The 17,425-nt window shown below is 32.3% G+C and carries 34 protein-coding genes; 32 read left to right on the plus strand and 2 right to left on the minus strand.

Translation table 4 applies throughout. The annotated features are described in order from the left end of the window. Window positions 1–3 precede the first annotated feature (3 nt). The 31 genes from rplD (at window position 4) to MSU_RS02205 (ending at window position 15,840) form a co-directional block, all read left to right on the plus strand. Entirely contained in the window at window positions 4–675 is a 672-nt protein-coding gene (gene rplD / locus MSU_RS02055) for a 50S ribosomal protein L4 (protein ID WP_013609055.1), read from the plus strand. Beyond that, window positions 666–1,172 (plus strand): 50S ribosomal protein L23, encoded by a 507-nt coding sequence (gene rplW, locus MSU_RS02060; protein WP_013609846.1) that lies wholly within the window; start codon window positions 666–668, stop codon window positions 1,170–1,172. The genes rplD and rplW overlap by 10 nt, the downstream gene beginning before the upstream one ends. 13 nt (window positions 1,173–1,185) lie before the next feature. Then, window positions 1,186–1,572 (plus strand): hypothetical protein, encoded by a 387-nt coding sequence (locus MSU_RS02065; protein ID WP_013609847.1) that lies wholly within the window; start codon window positions 1,186–1,188, stop codon window positions 1,570–1,572. Window positions 1,573–1,574: 2 nt separating this feature from the next. Then, entirely contained in the window at window positions 1,575–2,423 is an 849-nt protein-coding gene (rplB, locus tag MSU_RS02070) for a 50S ribosomal protein L2 (protein ID WP_013609058.1), read from the plus strand. Window positions 2,424–2,431: 8 nt separating this feature from the next. Next, window positions 2,432–2,713, plus strand: coding sequence for a 30S ribosomal protein S19 (gene rpsS, locus MSU_RS02075; protein WP_013609059.1), 282 nt, complete (start codon window positions 2,432–2,434; stop codon window positions 2,711–2,713). A 2-nt stretch (window positions 2,714–2,715) separates the two neighbouring features. Beyond that, window positions 2,716–3,141 carry a 50S ribosomal protein L22 gene (gene rplV, locus MSU_RS02080; protein WP_013609848.1) on the plus strand — a complete coding sequence of 142 codons (426 nt, stop codon included), beginning with the start codon at window positions 2,716–2,718 and terminating at the stop codon, window positions 3,139–3,141. 6 nt (window positions 3,142–3,147) lie between these two features. Continuing rightward, window positions 3,148–3,873 carry a 30S ribosomal protein S3 gene (gene rpsC, locus MSU_RS02085; RefSeq protein ID WP_013609849.1) on the plus strand — a complete coding sequence of 242 codons (726 nt, stop codon included), beginning with the start codon at window positions 3,148–3,150 and terminating at the stop codon, window positions 3,871–3,873. 15 nt (window positions 3,874–3,888) lie between these two features. Next, window positions 3,889–4,314: a 50S ribosomal protein L16 gene (rplP, locus tag MSU_RS02090; protein WP_043885157.1), complete on the plus strand. Its 426-nt coding sequence runs from the start codon at window positions 3,889–3,891 to the stop codon at window positions 4,312–4,314. 10 nt (window positions 4,315–4,324) lie between these two features. Beyond that, a complete protein-coding gene (gene rpmC, locus MSU_RS02095; protein WP_013609063.1) occupies window positions 4,325–4,594 on the plus strand; it encodes a 50S ribosomal protein L29 in 270 nt (89 codons plus the stop codon). 2 nt (window positions 4,595–4,596) lie between these two features. Then, a complete protein-coding gene (locus tag MSU_RS02100; RefSeq protein WP_013609064.1) occupies window positions 4,597–4,869 on the plus strand; it encodes an uS17 family ribosomal protein in 273 nt (90 codons plus the stop codon). Between the two features lie 10 nt (window positions 4,870–4,879). Beyond that, window positions 4,880–5,248 (plus strand): 50S ribosomal protein L14, encoded by a 369-nt coding sequence (rplN, locus tag MSU_RS02105; RefSeq protein WP_013609065.1) that lies wholly within the window; start codon window positions 4,880–4,882, stop codon window positions 5,246–5,248. A 2-nt stretch (window positions 5,249–5,250) separates the two neighbouring features. Next, entirely contained in the window at window positions 5,251–5,541 is a 291-nt protein-coding gene (rplX, locus tag MSU_RS02110) for a 50S ribosomal protein L24 (RefSeq protein WP_013609066.1), read from the plus strand. Window positions 5,542–5,543: 2 nt separating this feature from the next. After that, window positions 5,544–6,119 (plus strand): 50S ribosomal protein L5, encoded by a 576-nt coding sequence (rplE, locus tag MSU_RS02115; RefSeq protein WP_013609067.1) that lies wholly within the window; start codon window positions 5,544–5,546, stop codon window positions 6,117–6,119. 16 nt (window positions 6,120–6,135) lie between these two features. Beyond that, window positions 6,136–6,321, plus strand: coding sequence for a type Z 30S ribosomal protein S14 (locus MSU_RS02120; protein ID WP_013609851.1), 186 nt, complete (start codon window positions 6,136–6,138; stop codon window positions 6,319–6,321). Further along, window positions 6,315–6,707 carry a 30S ribosomal protein S8 gene (rpsH, locus tag MSU_RS02125; protein WP_013609852.1) on the plus strand — a complete coding sequence of 131 codons (393 nt, stop codon included), beginning with the start codon at window positions 6,315–6,317 and terminating at the stop codon, window positions 6,705–6,707. The genes MSU_RS02120 and rpsH overlap by 7 nt, the downstream gene beginning before the upstream one ends. 6 nt (window positions 6,708–6,713) lie before the next feature. After that, complete coding sequence (gene rplF / locus MSU_RS02130; protein WP_013609853.1) at window positions 6,714–7,268, plus strand: 50S ribosomal protein L6; 555 nt, start codon at window positions 6,714–6,716, stop codon at window positions 7,266–7,268. Window positions 7,269–7,278: 10 nt separating this feature from the next. Then, the gene (locus MSU_RS02135; protein WP_013609854.1) at window positions 7,279–7,635 is read left to right on the plus strand and encodes a 50S ribosomal protein L18; all 357 of its coding nucleotides are present in this window, start codon (window positions 7,279–7,281) and stop codon (window positions 7,633–7,635) included. 5 nt (window positions 7,636–7,640) lie between these two features. After that, on the plus strand, window positions 7,641–8,327 hold the full coding sequence (rpsE, locus tag MSU_RS02140) for a 30S ribosomal protein S5 (protein WP_013609072.1): 687 nt from the start codon (window positions 7,641–7,643) through the stop codon (window positions 8,325–8,327). 3 nt (window positions 8,328–8,330) lie between these two features. Then, window positions 8,331–8,801: a 50S ribosomal protein L15 gene (gene rplO / locus MSU_RS02145; RefSeq protein WP_013609073.1), complete on the plus strand. Its 471-nt coding sequence runs from the start codon at window positions 8,331–8,333 to the stop codon at window positions 8,799–8,801. Window positions 8,802–8,895: 94 nt separating this feature from the next. Then, window positions 8,896–10,317, plus strand: coding sequence for a preprotein translocase subunit SecY (secY, locus tag MSU_RS02150; RefSeq protein ID WP_408632408.1), 1,422 nt, complete (start codon window positions 8,896–8,898; stop codon window positions 10,315–10,317). After that, the gene (locus MSU_RS02155; protein WP_013609856.1) at window positions 10,311–11,015 is read left to right on the plus strand and encodes an adenylate kinase family protein; all 705 of its coding nucleotides are present in this window, start codon (window positions 10,311–10,313) and stop codon (window positions 11,013–11,015) included. The genes secY and MSU_RS02155 overlap by 7 nt, the downstream gene beginning before the upstream one ends. 127 nt (window positions 11,016–11,142) lie before the next feature. After that, the gene (locus MSU_RS02160; RefSeq protein ID WP_013609857.1) at window positions 11,143–11,412 is read left to right on the plus strand and encodes a hypothetical protein; all 270 of its coding nucleotides are present in this window, start codon (window positions 11,143–11,145) and stop codon (window positions 11,410–11,412) included. A gap of 12 nt (window positions 11,413–11,424) precedes the next feature. Next, window positions 11,425–11,850 (plus strand): hypothetical protein, encoded by a 426-nt coding sequence (locus tag MSU_RS02165; protein WP_013609858.1) that lies wholly within the window; start codon window positions 11,425–11,427, stop codon window positions 11,848–11,850. A 9-nt stretch (window positions 11,851–11,859) separates the two neighbouring features. Further along, window positions 11,860–12,738, plus strand: a complete 879-nt coding sequence (gene map / locus MSU_RS02170) for a type I methionyl aminopeptidase (protein WP_013609859.1) — start codon at window positions 11,860–11,862, stop codon at window positions 12,736–12,738. Window positions 12,739–12,741: 3 nt separating this feature from the next. Beyond that, window positions 12,742–12,969: a translation initiation factor IF-1 gene (locus tag MSU_RS02175; protein ID WP_013609079.1), complete on the plus strand. Its 228-nt coding sequence runs from the start codon at window positions 12,742–12,744 to the stop codon at window positions 12,967–12,969. Between the two features lie 67 nt (window positions 12,970–13,036). Further along, window positions 13,037–13,369, plus strand: coding sequence for a hypothetical protein (locus tag MSU_RS02180; RefSeq protein WP_013609860.1), 333 nt, complete (start codon window positions 13,037–13,039; stop codon window positions 13,367–13,369). Between the two features lie 23 nt (window positions 13,370–13,392). After that, window positions 13,393–13,773: a hypothetical protein gene (locus MSU_RS02185; RefSeq protein ID WP_013609861.1), complete on the plus strand. Its 381-nt coding sequence runs from the start codon at window positions 13,393–13,395 to the stop codon at window positions 13,771–13,773. A 16-nt stretch (window positions 13,774–13,789) separates the two neighbouring features. Next, window positions 13,790–13,903, plus strand: a complete 114-nt coding sequence (rpmJ, locus tag MSU_RS02190; RefSeq protein ID WP_013609082.1) for a 50S ribosomal protein L36 — start codon at window positions 13,790–13,792, stop codon at window positions 13,901–13,903. A 4-nt stretch (window positions 13,904–13,907) separates the two neighbouring features. Continuing rightward, on the plus strand, window positions 13,908–14,396 hold the full coding sequence (gene rpsM, locus MSU_RS02195) for a 30S ribosomal protein S13 (RefSeq protein WP_013609862.1): 489 nt from the start codon (window positions 13,908–13,910) through the stop codon (window positions 14,394–14,396). A gap of 25 nt (window positions 14,397–14,421) precedes the next feature. Next, window positions 14,422–14,811, plus strand: coding sequence for a 30S ribosomal protein S11 (rpsK, locus tag MSU_RS02200; RefSeq protein ID WP_013609863.1), 390 nt, complete (start codon window positions 14,422–14,424; stop codon window positions 14,809–14,811). Window positions 14,812–14,817: 6 nt separating this feature from the next. Next, complete coding sequence (locus MSU_RS02205) at window positions 14,818–15,840, plus strand: DNA-directed RNA polymerase subunit alpha (RefSeq protein WP_013609864.1); 1,023 nt, start codon at window positions 14,818–14,820, stop codon at window positions 15,838–15,840. 124 nt (window positions 15,841–15,964) lie between these two features. Here the strand turns inward: MSU_RS02205 and MSU_RS04915 are convergent, their stop codons facing one another. Then, on the minus strand, window positions 15,965–16,090 hold the full coding sequence (locus tag MSU_RS04915) for a hypothetical protein (RefSeq protein WP_272941025.1): 126 nt from the start codon (window positions 16,088–16,090) through the stop codon (window positions 15,965–15,967). 26 nt (window positions 16,091–16,116) lie between these two features. Beyond that, window positions 16,117–16,824 (minus strand): RNA methyltransferase, encoded by a 708-nt coding sequence (locus MSU_RS02210; protein ID WP_013609086.1) that lies wholly within the window; start codon window positions 16,822–16,824, stop codon window positions 16,117–16,119. A gap of 66 nt (window positions 16,825–16,890) precedes the next feature. Here MSU_RS02210 and greA point away from each other — a divergent pair, with 66 nt between their 5' ends. Then, window positions 16,891–17,367, plus strand: coding sequence for a transcription elongation factor GreA (gene greA, locus MSU_RS02215; RefSeq protein ID WP_013609865.1), 477 nt, complete (start codon window positions 16,891–16,893; stop codon window positions 17,365–17,367). The last annotated feature ends 58 nt before the right edge of the window (window positions 17,368–17,425 follow it).

Consider the following 17,425-nt stretch of genomic DNA (forward strand, 5'->3'; position numbering starts at 1 on the left):
TAAATGAGCGTAAAAGAAGAAATAAAAATATATACATTAGATGGAGAGGTTGAATCCTCCATCAAATTTAGTGACTTTATTCCAGATTGAAAATCTGATTTTTACTATTCAGATGCAATTTTCCAAACAACTGTTAGTGAACAACAATCTAAGAGGTTAGCTAGACCTCACACAAAAACCAAAGGGGAAGTTTCAGGGGGAGGTAAGAAGCCTTACAGACAAAAGCACACAGGTAGAGCTAGACAAGGTTCTAGAAGAAACCCACAATTTGTAGGTGGTGGTGTAGCTTTTGGTCCTAGAAAGGAAGTTAATCACTACAAAAAGGTAAATAAGAGAATAAGAGCTCTAGCTATCAGATCTTCCTGAACATTAGCTCTAAATGAAAATAGAGTGTTCGGAATTTCTTCTAAAAAGCTGGAAAACTTTCCAGCTAATAGAACAAAGATTTTTTATTCTTTCCTCGGAAAATTAGGATTCCAAGGAGAAAAGAGAGTATATCTTATTGTTAAGAGTCTTTCTGAAGATATAGTTTTGGGAGCTAGAAATCTCCCAAACCTAAAAGTAGTAAAGGTTAATTCCATTACTATTTTTTCTCTTCTTAATGCAAGAAGAATTATCCTAAGTAATGAAGGATTTGAATGACTAAAAACTAATTATTTCTCACTATGGAAGTAATAGACGTAATAAGAGAGATCTATTATTACCAAAAGGGGCACCACTATAGATCTAGTAAAAGTTACAAGATAGTGTTCTTAGTAGATAGAAGAGCTAATAAAGTAATGATTAAGAAAGCTTTTAAGACTATGTTTGGAGTTCAACCTGAAAAAGTAAATACTCAAAATAGACATCCACAACCTGCAAGAATAATGCCTAAAAGTAGAAAGAACTTTACAAAAGCTAAAAAAATAGCTTTTATATATCTAAAGAAAGAAGATTTTGAAAAGCTAAGACAATTGTTTGCTATGGAAACAATTCCAGAAGAATTTCAATCAATGGCTTCAACTCTTGAAAGTGAAGTGGCAGAAGCAGCTGCTGCAGCAGCGGCTGAAGTTGAAGCTCAAAATAATTCTGAAGGAGAAATAAAGGCTGAAGATGCAGCTAAGGAAATTCAAGTTGAAGAAGTGGGAGATCCTGTAGAAATAAAAAAGGAAGAAGAAGAAAAGAAAGAATAATTATTAGTACTAAATGATTCTTACTGGAATTGCAAAAAAGATCTTTACTTCTTTGTTCCTTGGAACTTCACTAGGGGCAGGTCCTTACGGAATAGCAATGTCTTCATCAGCAATTAATGGAAGAGATCTTACTCCTGTAGATAGCAAAGATCCAGGTTTTGGAGAACTTTGTCTTCTAGATGAAGCTGTTTGTGAAGCTATTGCTGATAAAGAGTGAAAAGAAGATGAAGAAGCTTTGAAACAAGAGGAAATAAATAAAAATAAAGAGTATGAATCTGATTACTGAAAAGCTAGAAAAGATGACTACTGTGGATGAGGTTTTCAATGAGAAACATTAAATACATTCTTAGCTTGTGATGCTGAAGATGCTACACAACTTAAAAATCAACAATCTAAGTAGATATGGCAATTAAGCAAAAAGTACCTAGAAGCTCGGGAAGGAGAGTTGTAATCTCTATAGATTACAACAAGACTCTAACTAAGGATAGACCACACAAACCTTTATTAACTAAGTTAAAGAAACATGCAGGTAGAAATAATACTGGTCAAATTACTGTAAGACACAGAGGGGGAGAAAATAAGAGAAAGTATAGAATAATTGATTTCAAGAGAGACAAGCTAAATGTAAAGGGAGTTGTACAAACTATAGAGTACGATCCAAACAGAACTTGCTTTATCTCCCTTGTACACTATGCTGATGGAGAAAAAAGATATATTTTGGCTCCTTCAGAAATTAAGAAAGGAGATATAGTTGTATCAAGCATGGAAAGAACCAATTTAAGAATTGGTGATTGTATGCCTATAGGTGTAATTCCTGAAGGTATGATGGTTCACAATATTGAGATAAAACCTGGAGATGGTGGAAAAATGGTTAGATCTGCTGGATCTCAAGCACAAATACTTGGTAAAGACTTAACAGGTAAATACACTATTATCAAACTTCCTTCAAAGGAAGTTAGAAAAGTAATTAATGGTGCTAGAGCAACTATTGGTCAATTGTCAGCTATAGAACACAACTTAGTTAGATTGGGAACTGCAGGAAAAAATAGACACTTAGGAATAAGACCTACAGTTAGAGGGGTAGCTATGAACCCAAATGATCACATACACGGTGGTGGTGAAGGTAGATGTTCTATTGGTAGAGATGCTCCTAGAACTCCTTGAGGTAAGAGACACTTAGGAGTTAAAACTAGATCTAAGAAGAGATACTCTAATAGAATGATTGTTCAACGAAGAAATGCTAAAAATTAGATAGAGAGATGAGCAGAAGTTCTAAGAAAGGTTTATATGTTTTACCTAGCCTTCTTAAAAAGGCTGCAAAGATGCAGCAACAAGAAAAAAAGAAAGCCATTAAAACATGATCAAGAAATAGTACTATTTATCCAGAATTTTTGTCACTAACTTTCCTTGTTCACAATGGAAGAACATTTGTGACAGTTGTATGTAATGAATATATGTTGGGACACAAATTGGGAGAATTTGCTCCAACTAGAGTGTTTAAACAACACACTCTAGCTAAGTCAGGACATAACAAGAAATAGTTATGTTAGTTAAAGTAGTTCACAAGAATGTTAGAGTTTCCCCAAAGAAAGCTATTCTTGTTTGCAGATTACTTCAAGGTAAGTCTCTTACTGAAGCTTATAGAATACTAAGTTCTATAAATGAAAAGAAATCAGTGAAACTTCTTAGAAAAATACTTCTAGAAGCTTCAGCTAATGCAGTAAATAACTATGCTATGAGAGGAGATAATTTGCAAATACAAGAATGTGTTGCGAATAAAGGAATTATCTTAAAAAGAACATTCTATAGAGCTAAAGGTAGAACTGACTTAAGACTTAAGAGATGATCTCATATCTCAGTTACACTTAGAGAGGGAGAACAAGTTAAGAGATCAAAAGAATCAAGCAAAAAACATGAAGGTAAGGAATTAAGTACTAAGAAGGCTGAATCCAAGTCTTCAGAAGAATAGTTAGGTATGGGTCAGAAAAGTAATCCTAATTGCGTAAGACTTGGGTTCAATAAGAACTGACTGTCTAGATGAAATTCTCCAGACAGAAAACATGCTGCTCTTTGAATACTTGAAGATGAAAAAATTAGAAAATTCCTAAATAAGGAATGCAGAGATGGAATTCTAGCTCAAATAGAAATTGATAGATTTATCAATTTACAAGGTGTTTGAACACTTTCAATTACATTACATCTAATTGAAATTGGACTTTACAATCACGGTGAAACTAAGAATAAATTAGTGAGAATGCTTAGAAGGTTAACTAATAAGAAATGAGAAATTAATTTGATATTCCTAGAACTAAAAAATCCAGGAGTTAGTTCTATAGTTCTAGCTAATGAAGTGGTTGAACTACTAGAAGCTAGAACTCCACTAAGAATGGTTATGAAAAAGACTATTAAGAAGGCTATGTATTCTGGAGCTAGAGGAGTAAAAATACAAGTTTCTGGAAGAATTAATGGAGCTGACATGGCAAGAATAGAAAGCTGTACAGAGGGAGAAATTCCTTGTTCTACTCTTAGAGCAGATATTGAATACTGCTATAGAGTGGCTAGAACCACTTATGGAGTTCTAGGAGTAAAAGTTTGAGTTAATAGAGGACTATATTTTGGCTCTTATTTTGCTCCTATGCCTGATAGAGTTAGAGTGTATAGAGATGAGACTGGTAAATATTTAATTTCTCAAGGTAACTAGAGAAATAATTAAGATATCATGCAACCAAAGAGAACTAAGTGAAGAAAGCCTCATAAAGTTAGTTTTGAGGGAAAAGCTAAGGGGAATAGATATCTTTCTTTTGGATCAGCTGGACTTAGAGCGCTAGAAGGAGCTTGAATAACTGAAAGACAATTGGAAGCAGCAAGAATTGCTATTTCCAAGAGATTGGGGAAAACTGGAAAAATGTGAATAAGAATATTCCCGCATAATTCTATGACTAAGAAACCATTGGAAGTAAGAATGGGTTCTGGTAAGGGTGCTCCAGATCACTTTGTGGCTACTGTAAAAATGGGAACAATTATGTTTGAAGTTGAAGGACTTCCAGAAAAGGAAGTATTAAAGACTTTTTATAAGGCAAGTGCAAAGTTGCCTATAAAAACTGAGACAGTTTTTAAGGGAAAACCACTTCCGAAACTTTAGAGATTAGATTATGCTAAAAGAGTTAAGAGAAACTGATACAGAATCTTTAAAGTCAATGCTTTTCAAGTTAAAAGTAAAGCTATTGGAATATAGATTCCAATTAGCTCAAGGAGCTCTTAAAAATACTAGTTTAATAAAGCTAACTAAGAGAACAATTGCCCAAATATTGACAATTCTTCACGAAAGAAAAGAGCGTTTTAGTAATCAAGATTTTGCTAGATTCCTAAAACAAGCAGAAGAAGAAAAACAAGAACAAATAGCAAAGGCTAATAAGAAGTAATTATGGAGGGAGAAGGACAAGTAAGAAGAGCAAAAGTACTAACTGGACAAGTTATTGCTGTAAGACCTAAAACTATAGTTGTAAGGATAAGAAGGATATACAGAATTCCTAAGTATGGTAAATTGAAAATAAAGTACAAGAAATGTCATGCACATGATGAAAGAAATATAGCTAAGATAGGAGAAACTGTGAGTATCAGAGCTACTAGAGCTAGATCAGCTCTAAAGAGATGATCTTTAATTGTTCCTAATTCAGAGGTTTCATCCTCTAAATAGTTAGGTAAGTATGATTCAAGTTTTATCTAGATTAAATGTTGCAGATAACACTGGAGCCAAAGAAGTTGGTGTTATCAAAGTATATGGAGGTACTAGAAGAAGATATGCCGGAATAGGAGATATAGTTTTAGTTTCAGTGAAAAAGTTATCAACTTTTTCAGGAGTTAAGAAGGGAGAAATGTTTAAAGCTTTAATAGTTAGAACTAAGACTGGTATTAAGAGAAAGTCAGGAGCTACTCTTAGTTTTGATGAAAATGCATGTGTTCTTCTAAAAAATGATGGAACTATTCTTGGAACTAGAGTATTTGGTCCTCTAACAAGAGAGTTAAAGGAAAAAGGATATAACAAATTGATTTCAATAGCTGAATTCGTTCTTTAGTTATGAAAAGACTAAAGAAAGGCGATCAAGTTATGGTTATGACTGGAAAAGAAAAAGGTAAGCAGGGAAAAATTAAGCAAATAATTGTTGATAAGCAAAGAGCTGTTGTTGAAGGAGTTAATAGTTGTAGAGTTTATAAGAAAAATAGAGGAGCAGTAGATATGGAAAGACCTATTCATTTATCTAATTTAGCTCTTATGTCAGGAGGAAGAAAATCAGAACCTATGAAAGTTTCTTACATAGTTAAAGATGGAAAAAAGGAAAAAGTAAATAGAAAAAGTAATAAAGAATAGATATGTCTTCTAATAGCAATCCTGTTAGTTCTTTTAACTGAAATCTAAAGAGTAAGTACAGAGAAGAAATAATTCCTTCACTAATGAAGGAATTTAATTTCACTACTCCTATGCAAGTACCTAGACTTCAAAAAATAGTAGTAAATATTGGTTGCGGTGATGGGGCTAAGGAAAAACTTTATATTGAATCTTCATTTAAAGAATTAGAGTTGGTAGTGGCTCAAAAGCCAGTAATAACTAAAGCTAAGTCTTCTATTTCTGAATTCAAATTGAGAGAGGGACAACCAGTAGGAATCAAAGCTACTTTAAGAAATGATCGAATGTGATCATTTCTTGAAAAGCTATTTAAAGTAGCTCTTCCAAGAGTGAGAGACTTTAAGGGAATTAGTAAATCATCAGTAGATAAGCAAGGAAATCTAAATATTGGGCTAAAAGAACAAATTATTTTTACTGAACTAAACTATGACAAAGTAAAAAAATTAAGAGGAATGAATATTACATTTGTTACCTCTCTTAAAAATAGAGAAGCTTCTATATCTCTATTTGCGCAACTAGGATGTCCATTTTCTAAAACTTAAACTAACTTAGTAGGATATGGCAAGAAAAGCATTAATACTTAAACAACAAAGAATTCCTAAGTTTAAGACTAGAGCTTACACTAGATGTGGTAGATGCGGAAGAGCTAGAGCAGTATTTAGAGACTACAATCTTTGCAGACTTTGTTTTAGAGATCTAGCTAGTTGAGGATATATTCCTGGAATAACTAAGTCCTCATGATAACAGATTTAGTTGCTGACGCACTAAATCAAATTAAGTTAGGTAGTTGTGTCAAGAAAAAAGAAGTAAGTTTTTGATCTTCAAAATTACTAGAAGAAATTTTGAGAGTAATGGAAGAAGAAGGATATATTAGAGGATTTGTTACAAAGATTGAAAACAATAAAAGAAGAACTACTGTTTATCTAAAGTACAAAGATGGAGTTTCTTCCATCTGTGGACTTAAGAAAATTACTACTCCGAGCAGATTTGTTAGCTCTAAAGCCGAAAAGCTTCCTATATTAATGTCTGGACTTGGAACAGTAGTTGTAAGCACTTCTAGAGGTGTTATGTGTGAGAAAACAGCTAGAAAGCAAGGACTAGGGGGAGTTATTCTTGCATATATCTGATAAATATATATGTCACGAATAGGAAATAGAAAAATAGAAGTTCCAGCTGGAGTTAAAGTAGAAACCAATCCTAATTGTCTAATTTTTGAAAAAGATGGAAAAGTTAGAAAAATTAATTATGACAGTAAATTAGTTAAAGTGAGTTTGGATAATTCAGTTTTGTCATTTACAAGAGCTGATTCTTCAAAGTTCTCAAATATGATGCAGGGAACTTTGAATTCTCTTTCTCTTGGAGCTATTATTGGGCTAACTAAGGGATTCCAAAAAAAATTAATTATTGAGGGTGTAGGTTATAAAGTAGTTCAAAAGGGAGAAGAAATAGTTCTTTCTCTTGGATATTCCAAAGACATAATATTAAAAGTTCCAGCTGATGTTAAATTGGAAATTCCTTCCAATGGTAAGGAAATGACACTAAAGTCTCACAATAAGGAAGTATTGGGAGAATTTGTTGCACTTATAAAAAAGCAAAGACCAGTTGAACCTTACAAGGGAAAAGGGATTAGAATAGATGGAGAATATGTAATGAGAAAACAAGGTAAGAGTTCTGAGGGGACTAAGAAATAGTTAAAAGTTAATGTCTAAGGATAGTCTTGTAGAGATAAAAAAGAGACAGCTTAGAAGAGCTAAACGTGTCTCTGCTAAATCTAAAGAAGGTAAAAGATATATTCTTAGAGTTAAGAAAACAAATCTTCACCTTTATCTTTTAGTTAGATCTCACATTACAGGTAAGATGCTTTTTTCTTGTTCAACTTTGCAATTGAGAATTAAAAAAGGTAGTGAAGAATACATTGAGAAGCTTACAGCTTCTCTAATTGAAAAGCTAAAAGAAAGAAATATAGATAAATTAAGTTTGGACAGAGGATATCATTCTTACTCAGGAACACTTCAAAAAGTAAGAGAGATACTTTTAGCTAATGAAATAAAAATATAGTAAGTATGCAAGAGTTTAAGAAAGTAGGTTTTTACTATGACTACAAAAAGTCAAGAGAAGAAACTAATGTAAAGAGAAAGAACTCCAATCTACCTGCTGGTAGTCAATTAAAAGATGGAGAACAAAAGAAAGAAGATGAAAAGAAAACATTTAATTGACAAATTAGTGAATTTGAGGAAAAAGTGATAAAGATTAAGAGAGTATCTAAGACTACTAGAGGTGGTAGACAAGGAAGAGTATGAGTATTAGTTGCTGCAGGAAATAAAAAGGGGAAAATAGGTTTTGCAATTGGTAAGTCTAAGGAATACTCTACAGCTTTTAGTAAAGCTGCTAAGAAAGCAGCTAAAAGAGCTGTTAGAGTTCCAATGAATAGTAAAGGAACTATCTATCACGAATATTTGGGAAAACACAATGCTTCCAAAATTTTGCTAAAACCAGCAAAAGAAGGTACTGGAATTATTGCTGGTGGTCCAGTAAAGAAATTACTTCTTTTGGCTGGTTACAAAGATCTTTATTCAAAGAATTTGGGAGCCAATAATCCTGTTAATATGGTTAGAGCAACATTTGATGCTCTACTTTCTCAAAGATCTCCAAGAACTATAGCTAAATTAAGAGATAAAACATTTAATGAATTATTCCATTTAGAAGATAATGTTCAAGATCAAATTTCAGAAAATATAGACAATAGTTAGGTAATGAAGTTACACGAACTTCATTACTCTCCAGGTTCTAGAGGTCAGAGAAGAAAAAGAGTAGGTAGAGGTTTTGGTTCTGGTATTGGAGGTAGATCTACAAGAGGTACTAAGGGGCAAAATGCTAGAAAGTCTGGTACAGTAAGACTAGGGTTTGAAGGGGGACAAATGCCCCTATTTAGAAAAATAGGTAAATATGGTTTCAGCAATAGAGCTTTCAGGGAAAAAATCAGAACTATTCCATTAGCTAGATTTGAATTCTTTCCAGATGTAAAAGAATTCAATATGCTAACAATGCAAGAGCTTCGAATTATTAAGAGAAGAGATAGAAAAATAAAAATTATTGGAAATTCTTGTTCTCTAAAAGGTATTAAGATTTCTGCCCACTTATTCTCTAGGGGAGTAATTTCTTGAGCAGAACAAAATGGTGTTGAATTACATACTCTTGAGGATACTCAAGTATTAGATTGTTAGTCATCCTCCCAATAAAAAAATTCAACTAGCTCTAGGAAAACAAAGAGGGGCTTGAAACCCCTCTTTATTCTTCAGCAAGAATAGGGGAACTATTATTTCCCTTTCCGCTACTTTCGCTATTCTTTTCCTATTCCAAATAGGATCACATATAACAGCTCCTCTAGTCGATTCTTCTAGAAAAAATTCTTTATCTGGGTTAGCTCAACTTTTAAACCTATTCGGAGGAGGAGGATTTAAGAGAGCAAGTATTTTCTCTGTAGGGATTTCTCCCTACATTACTGCTCAGATAATTATGCAAATACTATCTAATGACCTTATTAAGAAGCTCACGGAATTAAGGAAAGCTGGTGAGATGGGAAGAGTCAAAATAGAGCTTTACACTCGTCTCTTGACTCTTCCATTTGCAATTATTACCTCACTAGGTACTCTTTACCTCCTAAATAATGAGGGAATTAGCTTCATTCACTTGTGAGAGCCTCCAACTAGAGATGGGACTCTTTATAAAGCTGGTCAACAAGTTGCTGAAAATCTTTCAACAACTGGTGGCAAACCATTTATTACATTTGGTCAACTGTACTTTATGCAAAAAGTACTAATGGTACTTGTATTTGTTTCAGGAACTTATATTTCCCTATTCCTTTCTGACTTAATTTCTAAGAAAGGATTGGGAAATGGTATCTCCCTTCTTATTGTTTCAGGAATTATTTCTTCAATTCCTGAAAACTTCTATTCTTCTTACCAATATCTTTCTTCATTGGAAGGAGGAGCTCACAATGTGAAGCTATTAATAAACATATTTAAGTTCCTTATATATGTTTTCTTCTATGTAATGGTTATAGCTTTAATGGTCTTTATCACAGGATCTGTGAGAAAGATTCCTATTCAGCAAACAGGTGCTGGACTAATACTAGATAAAAAGAAGTTAGGTTATTTACCTATAAAAATAATGCCTGTGGGCATTATGCCAGTAGTGTTTGCTGGTTCTGTAATGATCTTTCCTATAGGGATTGCAGAACTAACTAAATCTTCTTCTCCAGGATTTAATGCATTTATTAGAGATTATGTTTCTTTTGGTAGTCCAACAGGACTACTAATTTATTTCCTTCTAATAGTGGTTTTTTCTTTCTTGTATTGTCAAGTACAGTTCAATACAGAAGAAATGTGTAGATCATTTCAAAAACAAGCACAATTCATTCCTGGTGTTATGATTGGACAGGAAACTCATAACTATTTAAGAATGATTCTTAATAAGATAAATTGGTTTGGAGCTCCCTTTTTAGGATTAGTAACAATTATGCCCAATTTATTAAATTTATGAACGGGAATTCCATCACAGATTGCTTTTGGAGGAACAGGAATATTACTTCTTGTATCAACAGCACTTAACATATATGAAGAGCTATTGTCTACACATATAATTTCCAAATATAAAGCTGAACAAGAACTAGAACTATCTACTCTGGAGAATAAGTTACATTTATCTACAAGTAGTAAATCTCCTTACTTGCTATGGTAGATAGTTCTAGAGAGTTCACTTTAATAGTTCTTATAGCCCCTCCGGGATCAGGAAAGGGAACTCTTTCAGAATTATTAAAAGAACGAAAAGGTATTTACGTTCTTTCTGCTGGAAAAATATTTAGAACTTTAATTGCTCAGAGAAAAGAACAAGAAGATAATAGTGGGGAAAAATTACAAGATGTAAACAAAGGTGGATATCTTGCAGATGAAGTAGTTAATAAATATGCTATTGCTGAATTAGAAAGAATTCAGCAAGAACTAATAGAAAAAAATAATAGTAAAAAACTATTTATTACTTTGGATGGATATCCAAGAACTATGGGACAAGCTAAAGAACTAGAAAGATGATCTAAAGATAAAAAACTAATAATAGTTACGCTAGAAGGACTAAGTGATATTCAAATTCAAGAAAGACTAAGTAATAGATACTTATGTCAAGAACATGAGCATATATTTAATGCTCTTAATAAGGATTTTCCAACTAATGGAATTTGTCCAAAAGATGGATCAAAACTTATTAAGAGAGTTGATGACTCTCAAATAGAAGTTATGCAAAAGAGACTTAATTTACATAAGTCTCTTACATCACCTATTTGTGAGTACTATAAGTCACAAAATATAACTACTATAACAATTGACAGTAGTCTAACTATTGAGGGAATGTATCTTTCTTTCTGCGAAAAAATAGGTATCTAATTTTTTTTTAATTAACTTTTTTCCCTCAGCAGAAAACTAAAAAAGAAATAGAAAAAGAACTTTTTAGATAAGAGAAAGCTCCGTAAGGGAGATTTTCTCTTATCTATTTAGTATTTCCTTTTAAAGAATGCCTGAATATTTAGTGGGAATAGTTAGAGAAGTTGTTCACAAGAAATTTGTAATTGTTGAGTGTGAAATTGCAAATCCCTCTACTTTCTATTGCATTCTTTCTTGAAAAATAAGACTCAAAAAAATTGTGTCTTATTTTTTGTCTAGAAAATTTCCAGAAAAAATAAAACCCTTTTCTCTGGAATCCAAAGAAGTCATTTTTAAGTTAAAAAATTGTGAAAACTTTTCACTTCAGGATTCTGGAATTATTGTTGAAATAAGAAATTAACTTTTAGTTTTTTTGCTAGCAGTAGCTATTGTTGTGAGTACTCTTGCAGCAGCTTTCTTAATTTGAATTATTATTGAAGTTTCAATAACAAGAACAACTCCTTTTATTTGAAATTTTTTTGTAAAAAAAGTAGATCATAGGTGAGTTCAGTGACGCAAAGGTTTTATTATTTTCTCTCAGTGTCCCTACTTCACTAAATATCTTGTTTTAGTTGGGGACACTGATATGAATGGAACAAACCATTATTTAAAAAGAAGTTGTCAATTATCTTTCTGATTAGGTATCAGAAATAAGATAAAACCTATTAAGTTATTTGAGGGAGATGTAGTTCTAGTTTTGTGCAGTAATCCAATATTTGATGAATGAAAAATATTTAGAATAGTTAAGTTAAATTCTGCTCAGTTTGAGCAGAAAAACTATTCAAATATTCAAAATTAATTAATAGAAATGATTTTTAACTTAAATAGACCAGAAACTGTGAAGCCAAAGGCTGAACATGAAATTCAAATAATGAGAATAGGTGGTCTCATTTGACAATCTATTAGAGACCACCTAATTAGGGAAGTTAAAACCGGAATGACTTTAAGTCAAGTTGAAAAATTAGTAGAAGTTCAATTTAAAAAATATGGACTTTTTCCATCTTTTAAGGAAACTGGAAAGTTTCCATATTTAATTTGTACTTCTCTAAATAGTTGTGTAGTTCATGGAGCTCCTTCTGAAGAAGTAATAAAGGAAGGAGATAAGTTAACTATTGATTTAGGGTTTAAGTACAGGGACTACAATATAGATTCAGCTTTCTCCCTATTTTTTGAACCTGCGGGAGAAAGTGAAAAATCTAAAGAATTAACTGCAAAAATAAGAGATTACAAATATCTTGATCAATTAACTAAAGCAGCTTTTTATGAGTCTATTAGTGAATTAAAAGCTGGTTGCACTACTGGACATATTGCAGAAAAAATAGAGTCTTTCGTGAAGACCTATTTTCCTAAAAAGTATTCAATACTTTATGGCTTTACAGGACATGGAATTGGAAAGACGTTGCATGACTTTCCAAGAATACCAAATTATGGTTTAAAGAAAGAACAAGGTCATATTCTTTCTGCAGGCTCTACTATATGTATAGAGCCTATGATAATAGAACAGGAAGATGGTAAGTGAGAAATAGATAAAGATGGTTTTAGTGTTTGTGCAAAAAATAAGAATGCACAAACAATGCATTATGAGCACTTAGTGTTAATACTCGAAGATGGAGTTGAAGTATTAACAGCTAGTCAGTGAGAAATGGAAGAATTAAGATCTTCCTGAGAGATAATAAAGGGAGTTTAGTATATGTCTAAAGATAGTTCAAAGTTTTCTTTAGAGGGAAAAGTAGTTAAGATGGTGACAGCTGAAAATGTTAAGGTGGAACTTTCAAATAAAAAAGTAATGGATTGTCACTTAGCTAAAAAGCTCAAGAAGTATAGTTCATACATTCTTGAGGGAGATCCAGTTATTGTGGAAATTGATCCTTATGATCTCTCAAAGGGAAAGATAATAGAAAGAATAAAAGTTAGATAGAGGATTTTTTCCCTCTAAAAAGAGGGATATACTTTCTTTAAACTAAGTTTTTTATTCTTTTATAAAAATGACTAATACAGGAGATAAGGAATTAAGTTTCTATGAGAAACTTAAGTCTAAGTGAAGTCTAGCTGATTACCTAGAAGGTGAAATAAAAGAAGAAATTATTGGAAGTAAATACATATCAATTGAATGTAAAAACATTCATCCATTTGTATTTCAATGTGTTCTTTCCTGAAAACTTAGAAGACAATTTAGAAAAATTTCTAGAAAGGAAGAGGGAAATTCCTTTCTAGAAATAGGTAAAAAAGTGAAATTTAAGTGCAAGTTAAATTCAGAAAATGTTCTTAAGGGAAGAGCTTTAAATGGAGTTGGTATTGTAGTAGAACTTCTAGACTAAATAGACTAGAAGTTAACTAAAAAATGGAGCCAATAGCATGGATTATTACAGTATCTCTGCTATCCATCGCTTTTCTAGCTACAATAGCAGAGATAAAGAGATCTAAAACACTTCCTTCTACTTGATATCTTTTGTGTCAAAAGATAGATCATAGATGGATTCTGTGGAGAAAGGGAATAGTCCTTTCTTCAGAAGGAGAAGATAATAAAAAATACTCTGTTAATTTAGGATACTATGACGGAAATCGAGAACTCTATTATCTTCCTCATAGTTGCAAGCTATCGCTGCGACTCAGATTAAAGAGTTTACTTAGTGACTTTAGTCTAGAACCCGGAGTCCAAGTTCTAGTATTAATGTGTAATAAGAACATAAAGAAGATAATAAAAATAGTTAAATTTAAATAGTAGAGAGTAGAAATATATGAAAGTAAGAGCATCAGTTAAAAAAATTTGTGAACACTGTAAAGTAGTTAGAAGAAAAAACAGAATAAGAGTTATTTGTAAGATAGCTAAGCATAAGCAAAGACAAGGTTAGTTAGATGGCAAGAATATTAGGTGTAATTCTTCCAGATAAGAAAGAGCTATTTGTAGCTCTTACAAAAATATATGGAATTGGATTAACTACTTCCAAGAAGATTATTCAGTACTGGGTACTGAATAAGGTAATTTCTGAAAATAAATTGACTGAAGCAGAGAAGTCAAAACTAGAAGTCTATATGAAAAAAAGAGTCTATAGTTTGTCCTCCGAGGAGTTAGCTTCTCTATCTCAAGCCATAGTTAAACTTCAGTCAATTCAAGAGGAAGTGCCTGAAGTGTCTAGTTTCTTCAAGGATAGATTACTTCTGGAAGGGGATTTAAGAAAGAAAATTAGTGATGATTTGACTAACTTAAAGGAGATTGCTTCTTATGTTGGATTGAGACATAGAAGAAATTTACCAGTACATGGACAAAGAACAAGAACTAACGCTAGAACAAGAAAAGGTCCTAGAAAAACTGTTGCAAATAAGAAGATTGAAGGTAAGAAATAGTAAAATTTAATTGGCTGTTAAATAAATGTCAGTTGGAAAAGAAAAACCTAAGTCAAAGAAAAATAAATTTTCTTTCTCAAGCGGAATAATGCACGTAACTACTTCTATCAATAACACAATCATTTCTCTTTCCGATCTAGAAGGAAACGTAGTTCTTTCGGAAAGTGCTGGAACCATCGGATACAAGGGAACTAAGAAGGCAACTCCTTATGTTGCAAATCTAGTTGCTACTAAAATAGGAAAGGAGGCTAAAGAAAAAGGAGTTAGTACATTGGCAATTCATATGAAGGGAATTGGAAAGGGAAAGGAAATCGCTCTTAGAACTTTAATTGGACTTGGATTTGAAATTACTGAAGTAGCTGATAAGACTCCTTTGCCACACAATGGATGTACTCCAAGTAAGAGACCTAGATAGTTAGTTATGTCACTTTTGAATAAATTTACAAATTTTGCAATTGAAACAGAAGTTGTAGATTCTTCTGAAACTTCTGCTTCAGTAGTTTTTTACCCTCTAGAGAGAGGACTTGGCAACACCATTGGAAACACTCTTAGAAGACTTCTTCTAAGTTCAATTCCTTCTCCTGCAGTATTTGCAATAAGAGTTGCAGGACTACCACATGAATTTTCTCCAATTAAGGGAGTAGCTGAAGATGTTACTCAACTTATTATCGCTATTAAGAAGCTAGTTCTTAAGGTTGATGAAAAAATTGCTGATTTTGAACACCTAAAGGATCTTCCAATTGAAAAGTGACCTTTCTTGAAAATTAGAAAGAGCAAAGTTGGAGTTGTTCAAGCAAAAGATATTGAATGTTTTGCTGGAGTTGAAGTTGTAAATCCAGAACTAAAACTTTGTGAAATAACTGAAGAAGGAACTTCACTTGAAATTGACCTTTACTGTATGGTTGACAGAGGTCACAGAAGTTCAAATGAAAATAGAGAAAGACTAAGTACTCTTTCCCTAATTCCTATCGACACTACTTTCTCACCTGTTCTTCTAGTTGATTGAAAAGTTAGTGAAGAAAAGACTACAAAATATGGTATTAGTGACAGACTAAGACTTAATGTTTCAACTAATGGATCTATTAAGGCTCTTGATGCAGTATGGTATGCAGCAAAGATTTTGATTTCAATGTTCACCAAGATAGCTGAACATGATGTTGAACTATTTAAGCTTGATAGTTATGCTAAAAAAGTTGATAGAAAAGAAAAGGAAGAAGTTCACTCTTCAATCTCTTCTTCTCCAATTGAAGACTTGGAATTGACTCAACGGACATTCAATATCCTAAAGAATAGTGGAATTAACACTATTTCTGAGCTAGTTGCTTATAGTTTTGACGAACTGGCTGAATTCAGAAATCTTGGAAAGAAAGCTCTGTTGGAAGTTCAAGCAAAACTTGAAGAAAGAGGATACAAGTTCAGAGAAAGTAGTTCTTCAGATTCTTAGTTAAGTAAGGGACTTTAAAAGTCCTTTTCCCCCACTCAGGGGGAGAGAAAATATTTAACCTTTTTTCTTTAGGTAGGAAAAGAAGAGTGTTGTTAGGGGCGGAAAGCCCCTCCTTAACTTTTACCTACTGATTATCACTCGGAGCTGAAGTTGAAGATGAAAAAGCTCCATTGTACTTAACGATCGCCACAACTACAACAACTCCAATGGAAATATAAAAAATTCTTCTAATTCAGCGAGGGACAGCCATTAAAGCCCTTATCAACATAAACATATTTAAGGTTTCTTCTTTTTAATTCGAGATTCTTCCCTGAATTGTTTTATTTTAGATTGATTTCCTGAGAAAAGCACATCAGGAACTTTATAACCCATAAAGTTCTTTGGAGGTGCATATACAGGAAAATCTAAGTCACTATCTGATTCAATAGTATTAAAGCTTTCGGAAAGCAAGCTTTCCGCAGAAATAACATCAGGAACTAATCTAACTACACTTTCTAGAACTATAGAGGCTGCTAAAGTTCCTGAAGAAATAATGTAATCTCCAATGGAGATTGCTTCACTAACAAAATTTCTTATTCTTTCATCTATTCCTTCATAGTGACCACATATAAAGACAATATTCTTAGTTTCTGAAATTCTCTCTAATTCTCTAGATTTAGTTTGAGTTAATTTTTCTCCTCTAGGGCAGAGGAGAATAATGTGAGTATTTTCCAATAAGTTGTTTGCTTTCAAAATGTTGTATATAGGTTCTACTGAAATTACCATTCCACTACTTCCCCCATATGGTGTGTAATCAACTTGTTGATTTCACTTTTGTCTTAAGTTAATTATTTTGAAGAGAATATTAGCTCTATAAATTGACTTAAGAGTTATAGAGTGAATTAACCAGTTGGTTATATCCACTGGGAAAAGAGTTATGAAATAAAACTCTCTCCTTTTAGCCCTTAAACTTAAAGCTTTATTTTTAATTTTTTTAAAGTCCAACTATTTTAAAATTTAATTCTGATTTAAAGGTTTAATCAATAATAAGCAAATAAATAGTTAATTAAAGTGGCAAGACACTATATAACTGAAGCTAAATTAAAAGAGTTGCAAAAGCAACTTGATAATTTAGTAAATGTTGAAAGACCTCAAGTTCTTGAAGAATTAAAGCAAGCAAGAAGTCTAGGCGACTTGTCAGAAAATGCTGACTATGATTCTGCAAAGCAAAGACAACATGAAATTGAAAAAAAAGTTCAAGAAATTGAAGCTATATTAAAGAACTATTCTCTAATTGACAAGAAAGGTTCTTCTGAAAGAGGGGAAAAAGTAGTTGAAATTGGTTCTAAAGTAAAAATATTCCACTCACTAACTAATAAAGAATATGTTTATGAAATACTAGGAAGTCTTGATGCAGACCCAGCAAATATGAAAATTTCCAATGAATCTCCTATAGCTAAAACAATTATGGGAAAACCTGTTGGAGGAACTTATCAAGTAGAAGGACTAAAGAAAAGCTATTACATCAAAATTCTAGAGATACTTTAAGTAAGTTTTTTCTTTAGTCCTTTATAGCTGTTTCTTTTTTTAGAAACTTAAATTTCGA

This window comes from Mycoplasma suis str. Illinois, assembly GCF_000179035.2.
In the GTDB taxonomy this organism is placed as follows: domain Bacteria; phylum Bacillota_I; class Bacilli_A; order Mycoplasmatales; family Mycoplasmoidaceae; genus Eperythrozoon_A; species Eperythrozoon_A suis.